This is a genomic window from Microbacterium sp. (assembly GCF_036277215.1).
Taxonomy (GTDB): Bacteria; Actinomycetota; Actinomycetes; order Actinomycetales; family Microbacteriaceae; genus Microbacterium.
This window is the reverse complement of sequence record NZ_DASUNI010000175.1, coordinates 1-6,929: the sequence shown is the minus strand read 5'-3', so window position 1 is coordinate 6,929 and position 6,929 is coordinate 1. Positions and strand designations below refer to the sequence as shown.

The following is a 6,929-nucleotide window of genomic DNA, read 5'->3' as shown; positions in this document are numbered from 1 at the left end:
CGCGGCGGCGTCGGCATCGTTTGCGACCAGGACGGGAACCTGCAGCGCGTCGCGGAGGTGCTCGGCGATGGGATATGCGTCCCAGCCCGGCATGATCGGAGGCTGGCTCGGCCGGCCGGTGTCGGGGTCGACCGGGCCGGGAACGCTGATCCCGATCCCGCCGACGTGGTCGGCGGGAACCCCCTCGCGCTGGAGGAGCCCGCGTGCGCTGTCGATGATCGCGTGAAGCGTCCGATCCGGACCGTCGGCGACGGCGACCTGGACGCGCTCTTCGGCGGCGATGTTCCCGGCCAGGTCGGTCAGGGCGACCGTGGTGTGCGTCGTGTCGACGGTGGCGACGATCAGGCCGGCGTGGGCGGTGTTGAACTGCAGCCGCCGCGAGGGGCGGCCGCCGGTGACGCGATCGGTTCCCTTCTCGACGATGTACCCCGACTCGAGCAGCGCGTCGATGCGCCCCGCCACGGTCATCCGCGACAGTCCGGTGATGTCGAGGACCTCGGCCCGCGTCAGCGCGCCACGATCGCGGATGAGCTCCAGTACCTCTCCCGGCCCCGACATCCCTCTCCCTTTTTCCTGCCTCAGCGCCAATTATGCTTGACAGCTAGACAATACGCATCATACTTTTATACATATCCTCAGCCGATACATCGCGGAGGACCTCACCACTCTGCAGTACTCAAGCGCAAGGAGGCGCACCTTGAAGATCCGTGCCACAGCAGTGACCATGACCGCGGTGTGCGCAGCAGCGCTCGTGCTGAGCGGCTGCACCGCCGGAGGCGGTGAGAGCAGCGACGGAGAAGGCATCACGTTCTGGGTGCAGGAGGACCTGCCCGACCGCGTCGCCGCGACGGAGGACATCGTCGCAGCGTTCTCGGAGGAGAGCGGCGTCGAGGTCGAAGTCGTCTCGGTCGCCGAGGACCAGTTCGCCCAGCTCATCACCTCGGCCGCCGCAGCCGGCGACCTGCCCGACGTCATCGGCGGCATCTCGCTTCCGCAGGTGCGCACGCTCTCCGCGAACGAGCTCATCGACACGGATGCCGTGGCCTCCGTCATCGAATCGCTCGACGCGTCGACCTTCTCCGAGAAGGCCCTCGAACTCACGGCAGACGGTGACACCCAGTTGGCGGTGCCCAGCGAGTCGTGGCTGCAGATGCTGTACTACCGCACCGACCTGTTCGAGGCGGCAGGGCTTGACGCCCCCGACACCTACGACAAGATGCTCGAGTCGGCGCAGGCTCTGAACACGCCCGACATGGCTGGATTCGTCGGCGCGACGGCGCCCGGGGACGCGTTCACCGAGCAGACGTTCGAGCAGGTCGCGCTGGGCAACGACTGCCAGCTCGTCAACTCGGACGGCGAGATCGAGCTGGACTCATCGCAGTGCGTGGAGGCGTTCGAGGTCTACGGCGATCTCGTCACCAACTACTCCGTGCCGGGGGCGCAGGACGTCGACACGACGCGCGCGACATACTTCGCCGGCGACGCCGCGATGTTCATCTGGTCGAGCTTCGTGCTCGACGAGATGGCCGGCCTGCGTGAGGACGCGAAGCCGACGTGCCCCGAGTGCGTCGACAACCCCGCCTTCCTCGCGGAGAACACGGGAGTCGTGACTTCGATCGAAGGCCCCGAGTCGGCCGGTCCTGCGCAGTTCGGTGAGATCACCTCGTGGACGGTCACGGCGGGTGCGAACGCGGAGGACTCCGCGGCGTTCATCGAGTACATGATGGGCGACGGCTACGAGCCGTGGATCGCCATCGCACCCGAGGGCAAGGTTCCGGTCCGCTTCGGCACGACCGACGAGCCGACGCTCTACTCCGACCTGTGGGCGACACTGCCCGCAGGTGTGGACACGAAGGCCCCGCTGTCGGACTTCTACGCACCCGAGGTGCTCGAGGCCGTGGCCGCCGGACCCGAGAACATCGCCCGCTGGGCCATCCCGCAGGGGCAGGGCGACCTGCTCGGGGCGCTGCAGGGCGAGCAGCCCGTCGCCGAGGCTGTGAGCGAGGTCGCGCAGGGCGGTGACGCCGCGCAGGCCGCGACCACCGCAGCCGAGGCGGCGCGTTCCGTCCAGGAGTCGATCCAGTGACACAACTCGCAGGGGGGTCGGACCTTTCCGGTCCGCCCCCCATCCCCACCGACGAAGAGGACGTCCGCGCGGGGGAGCACCTCGCCCCCGCGCGCGGTCGGCGCAAGTCCCGGCACAGCCGCGAAGAGAATCGCACCGGTCTGTTCCTGATCTCGCCGACGCTGATCATCATCACCGTCGCGGTCGTCATCCCGATCCTGTGGGCCATCGCGCTGGCATTCCAGAACGTCCGGCTCATCAACATCCGCGGCACCGGGTTCATCGGCGAGTACACCCTCGACAACTTCATCGAGGTGCTCACGTCCCCGGGCTTCCTGCAGGCGCTGTGGACCACGATCGTGTATTCGGTCTGCGGGACGGCGCTCGCGATCGGCATCGGGCTCATCGCCGCCCTCGCCCTGCGCAAGCCGTTCCGCGGACGGGGCCTCATCCGGGCATCGCTGCTGCTGCCGTACGTCGCCCCGGTCGTGGCGGCCACGTTCGTGTGGTCGACGCTGCTGAACCCGCAGTACGGATGGGTGAACTGGTTCGGCACCACGGTGCTCGGCTGGGAGGATCCGGTCGCGTTCCTGTCGCAGCGCTCGCTGCCGGTGAACATCTTCGGGCTGCAGATCGATCTGCCGATCGCCCTGATCACGGTGATTCTGTTCGAGGCCTGGCGGTCGTTCCCCTTCGCCTTCCTGTTCCTCACCGCCCGCCTGCAGGCGGTGCCCGAGGTGCTCGACGAGGCGGCCCGCATCGACGGTGCGACGCCGAGTCAGCGCTTCTGGCACATCCTCTGGCCGCAGCTGCTCCCGACCATCGCCGTGCTGACCGTTCTGCGGTTCATCTGGACGTTCAACAACTTCGACGACATCTACCTGCTCACCGGCGGTGGCGCCGGGACCGAGGTGGTCGCCGTGCGCGTGTTCGACTACATGACCGCGCGCGGCGACATCGGCGCGGCCGCGGCCCAGGCGCTCGTGCTGGCCGCGATCCTCGCGGTGCTCGTCACCGTCTACCTGAGGCTCTTCGGCCGTGAGGAGGAGCAGGCATGACCGCCGCAACCGTCGAGCGGACGACCGCGCCCCGCAAGTCCGGCGGCTTCAACCGCGATCGCTTCGAGAACGGGCTCTTCAAGATCCTGCGGCCGATCGTGATCGTCCTGCTGCTGCTGGTGTCGATCTTCCCCTTCTATTACATGGTGCTGCTGAGCTTCCGCACCCTCGGTTCGCTGCTCGCCGACCCGGGCGCGCTGTGGGTCTCGATCGACGAGCTCGACCTGTCGACCTACCTCGACGTGCTGGCGCCGGTCTCGGACGGCGGACAGGGCTTCATCGTCTTCATGCGCAACTCGCTGATCGTCGCGCTGAGCACGGTCGCACTCACGCTGCTGGTGGCGATCCCCGGCTCGTACGCGGTGAGCCGGCTGAACTTCTTCGGCCGCCGCCAGGTGTCGGGGTTGTTCCTCGCGGTGTACTTCTTCCCCGCGATCCTGCTGGCCGTCCCGCTTTTCGTGTTCTTCACGCAGGTCGGGCTGCGCGGATCGCTGGTCGGACTCGTGATCGTGTACGTGTCGCAGGTGGCTGCCGTGTCGATCTACACGCTGCGCAACTACTTCGCGACGGTGCCGGTCTCGCTCGAAGAGGCTGCGGCGATCGACGGATGCAACCGGCTGCAGACGATGTGGAAGATCAGTCTTCCCCTGGCCATGCCGGCGCTGGTCTCCAACGGCCTGTTCATCTTCATGATCGCGTGGAACGAGTTCCTGTTCGCCCTGCTGTTCCTGGTCGAGAAGCGCGACTCGTGGACGGTGTCGCTCGGTCTGTCGCAGCTGGCCGGAAGCATCGAGGTGCCGACCACGGTGCTGATGGCGGGCTCGGTCATCCTGACCCTGCCGATCATCATCCTGTTCTTCGCCTCGGAGCGCCTGCTCGTCGGCGGGCTCACCGCCGGCGCTGAGAAGGGCTGAGCTCAGCCCGCATGAACCCTCGGAAAGGGAGGCTCGTCCCTCGTGCCTGAAATCGTCCAATTCACCGCGCCCGGCACGGTCGAGCTCGTCTCGACGGATGCTGCGCCGCTCGTTCCCGGCTCGGTGAGGATCGCCACCTGGTACTCCGGCATCTCGGCCGGCACCGAGCTGACCGCGTATCGGGGCACGAACCCGTACCTCACCTCGACGTGGGACGCGCAGCGCCGCCTGTTCGTGCCCGGCGAGCCGAGCTTCGGCTATCCCGTGCAGGGATGGGGGTACTCCGAGGTCGGGCAGATCGTCGAGGTGGCCGACGACGTCGCCGACGTCGGGGTGGGCGAGGTGGTGCACGGCATCTGGGGGCATCGCAGCGACGCCGTCATGCCGGCATCCGCGATCGCGTGGCGGGTGCTGCCGCGCGACGTCGATCCCGTGCTCGGGACGTTCGCGCGGGTCGGCTCCATCGCCCTGAACGCCGTGCTCGCCGCCGACGTGCGGCTGGGCGAGAAGGTCGCGATCTTCGGTCAGGGCGTCATCGGCCTGCTCGCGACGCGGCTCGCAACACTGTCCGGCGGCCGCGTCCTCGCGGTCGACACGCAGCCGCGACGCCTGGAGATCGCAACCGCGTTCGGCGCGGTCGAGGTCGTCGATGCGATGCGGCCGGGCGGCGCGGGCGAGCTGATCCGCGAGCTGACGGGGGGCGGGGCCGACAGCGCCATCGAGCTTTCGGGGGCGGACCGCGCACTGCACGAGGCGGTGCGCTCCGTCGTCGTCGAGGGGCTCGTCGCGGCTTCCGGCTTCTACCAGGGGGGTGCGTCGAACCTCCGACTGGGCGAGGAGTTCCACCACAACCGCGTGCGCATCGTCGCGAGCCAGATCTCGGGCGTGCCCGTCGGGCTCGGCGGGCGGTGGGATCAGGCCCGGCTCGTCCGCACGGTGATGGACCAGATCTCCTCAGGCGCGGTCGACGCCTCGGCGCTCGTCTCGGACGTCGTCGACGCGGATGCCGTCGCGGGGGTGTTCGAGCGCCTCGACTCCGGCGATCCCGAGATCCTCCAGGCGGTGCTGCGGTTCGATGCCGCACCGGAGCGGCAGCGATGAACGAGCTGCTCGACTACCGGCCCTCCGTTCCCGCTCAGCCGTTGCGCGTCGGCCTGATCGGCGCGGGCGGGATCGCGCGCACCGCGCACCTGCCGGCGTACGCCGCGTGGGGCATCCCGGTCGTTGCGATCGCCTCCCGAACGGCTTCGTCGGCTCGGAGCCTCGCGACGCAGTCCGGCGTCGAGAGGGCGCACGACTCCGTCGCCGAGCTGCTCGCCGATGATCGCGTGGACGTCGTCGACATCGCCACCGGGCCCGAGGGCCGGCTCGACCTGATCGCGGACGCGGTCGCCGCGGGAAAGCACGTCCTGGCGCAGAAGCCGCTGAGCGTCGACGCCGTAGAACTCCCGCGCCTCGAAAGCGTGCTCGCGTCCGCGCGCGAGCTCGGCATCCGGGTCGCCGTGAACCAGAACGCCCGGTGGGCGCCCGCCTGGCGGCTGGCGACGCTGCTGGTGCGGCGCGGCGACATCGGGCAGGTGGTCGGAGTGACCCACCTGCATGACAAGCCGCTGCCGCCCCTCGCCGGCACCGCATTCGACGACGTTGCGCACATGCTGCTGAGCGACTACCTCGTGCACTGGATGGACATCACGCGCTGCTGGCTGGAAGGCACCGAGGTGCTCGCCGTGACCGCGCAGGACTCCCGCGTGCCGGGCCAGCCGGACGATGCCCGCAATCCGTGGCACGCGGGCGTGCAGCTGGCGCTCTCGTCCGGCGCGAGCGCCTCGATCCGCGTGGTCGGCAACGCCCGGGCTCGAGCCGGCGGCTGCCCGTTCTGGATCCACGGAACCGAGGGCACGATCCGGGGGAGCGTACTGCTGGGAAGCGACTTCCTCGAACTCGAACGCGGTGACGAGCGCACCCGGTTCGCGCTGGAAGGCCAGTGGTTTCCCGACGGGTTCGCCGGGACCATGGGCGAGCTGCAGTCCGCGATCGCCGAGGACCGCGAGCCGGAGAACTCCGCCGAGCACGTCCTGGCGACCGTTCGGCTGGGCCAGGCCGCGGTGAGCTCCGCGGCGGCCGGCGGCTCGCCCATCCATCCCGACGGCCTCGTTCTCAGCCCGGCGGGGCACACTCAGGGGGTCCGCGCATGATCGCGATCGACGAGGTGGCGGTCGGGCCGGACGCCCGGATCTACGCCGAGGGGTGGCAGAGCTGGAGCCCGACCACCTGGTACCGGCGCGGGGACGACGCGCACCGGCCCGCCCAGGCCTGGCAGCACCTGATGCGCTTCCGTCCCGGTACGACGCTGCCCGAAGAGGGCGTGCAGGGGGAGGGATTCCTCGCGGTCGACCCCGGCAACGGGGAGCCCGTCCGCTCCTACGGGACGCTGGATGCCTCGTCCGAGGTCCCGTCGATCTCAGCCGAGTGGCGCGGCGATCGCGTCGTGGTCGAGGCCGACGCGACGGTCGAGACCTGGACGGATGCCGCGCCCGCGGGAGCCGGGTCGCCCGGGTCTGCGGCGCTCGAGGCGTACGGCGATCGATTCGGCGCGGCATCCGATGCGAGGGTCAGCGCGACCGCGCCCCGCGTGTGGTGCACCTGGTACCGGTACTTCGAGGAGGTGACCGCAGCGGACGTGCTCGAGAACCTCCACGCGATCGAGGACCGGCAGCTGCCGGTCGACGTCGTTCAGATCGACGACGGCTGGAGCCTCGGGACAGGTGAGTGGACCGCACCCAACCCGCGATTCGGGTCGCTGCGCGACGCGGTGGACGCCATCCGCGACAGTGGACGGCGAGCCGGGCTCTGGCTGGCGCCGTTCAGCGTCGGATCTCGCTCGGACCTCGC

The 6,929-nt window shown here is 69.7% G+C and carries 7 protein-coding genes; 6 read left to right on the top strand and 1 reads right to left on the bottom strand.

Translation table 11 applies throughout. The annotated features are described in order from the left end of the window. On the bottom strand, positions 1–558 hold a 558-nt coding region (locus tag VFX99_RS09100), incomplete at its 3' end, for an ROK family transcriptional regulator (protein WP_329665980.1). A gap of 139 nt (positions 559–697) precedes the next feature. Here VFX99_RS09100 and VFX99_RS09095 point away from each other — a divergent pair. The 6 genes from VFX99_RS09095 to VFX99_RS09070 all read left to right on the top strand — a co-directional run. Next, a complete protein-coding gene (locus VFX99_RS09095; RefSeq protein WP_329665979.1) occupies positions 698–2,086 on the top strand; it encodes an ABC transporter substrate-binding protein in 1,389 nt (462 codons plus the stop codon). Beyond that, on the top strand, positions 2,083–3,123 hold the full coding sequence (locus VFX99_RS09090) for a sugar ABC transporter permease (protein WP_329665978.1): 1,041 nt from the start codon (positions 2,083–2,085) through the stop codon (positions 3,121–3,123). The genes VFX99_RS09095 and VFX99_RS09090 overlap by 4 nt, the downstream gene beginning before the upstream one ends. After that, complete coding sequence (locus tag VFX99_RS09085; protein ID WP_329665977.1) at positions 3,120–4,037, top strand: carbohydrate ABC transporter permease; 918 nt, start codon at positions 3,120–3,122, stop codon at positions 4,035–4,037. The genes VFX99_RS09090 and VFX99_RS09085 overlap by 4 nt, the downstream gene beginning before the upstream one ends. A 42-nt stretch (positions 4,038–4,079) precedes the next feature. Further along, complete coding sequence (locus VFX99_RS09080) at positions 4,080–5,138, top strand: zinc-binding alcohol dehydrogenase (RefSeq protein WP_329665976.1); 1,059 nt, start codon at positions 4,080–4,082, stop codon at positions 5,136–5,138. Then, complete coding sequence (locus VFX99_RS09075) at positions 5,135–6,232, top strand: Gfo/Idh/MocA family oxidoreductase (RefSeq protein ID WP_329665975.1); 1,098 nt, start codon at positions 5,135–5,137, stop codon at positions 6,230–6,232. Before VFX99_RS09080 ends, VFX99_RS09075 begins: the two co-directional genes overlap by 4 nt. Continuing rightward, positions 6,229–6,929, top strand: a 701-nt coding sequence (locus VFX99_RS09070) for a Sip1-related alpha-galactosidase (protein WP_329665974.1), incomplete at its 3' end; no start/stop codon positions are given. The genes VFX99_RS09075 and VFX99_RS09070, both read left to right, overlap by 4 nt.

What these genes read in the sequence shown, in the direction of transcription:
- VFX99_RS09085 (WP_329665977.1), top strand. Translation starts at nt 3,120, where the DNA reads ATGACCGCCGCAACCGTCGAGCGGACGACCGCGCCCCGCAAGTCCGGC.
- VFX99_RS09075 (WP_329665975.1), top strand. Translation starts at nt 5,135, where the DNA reads ATGAACGAGCTGCTCGACTACCGGCCCTCCGTTCCCGCTCAGCCGTTG.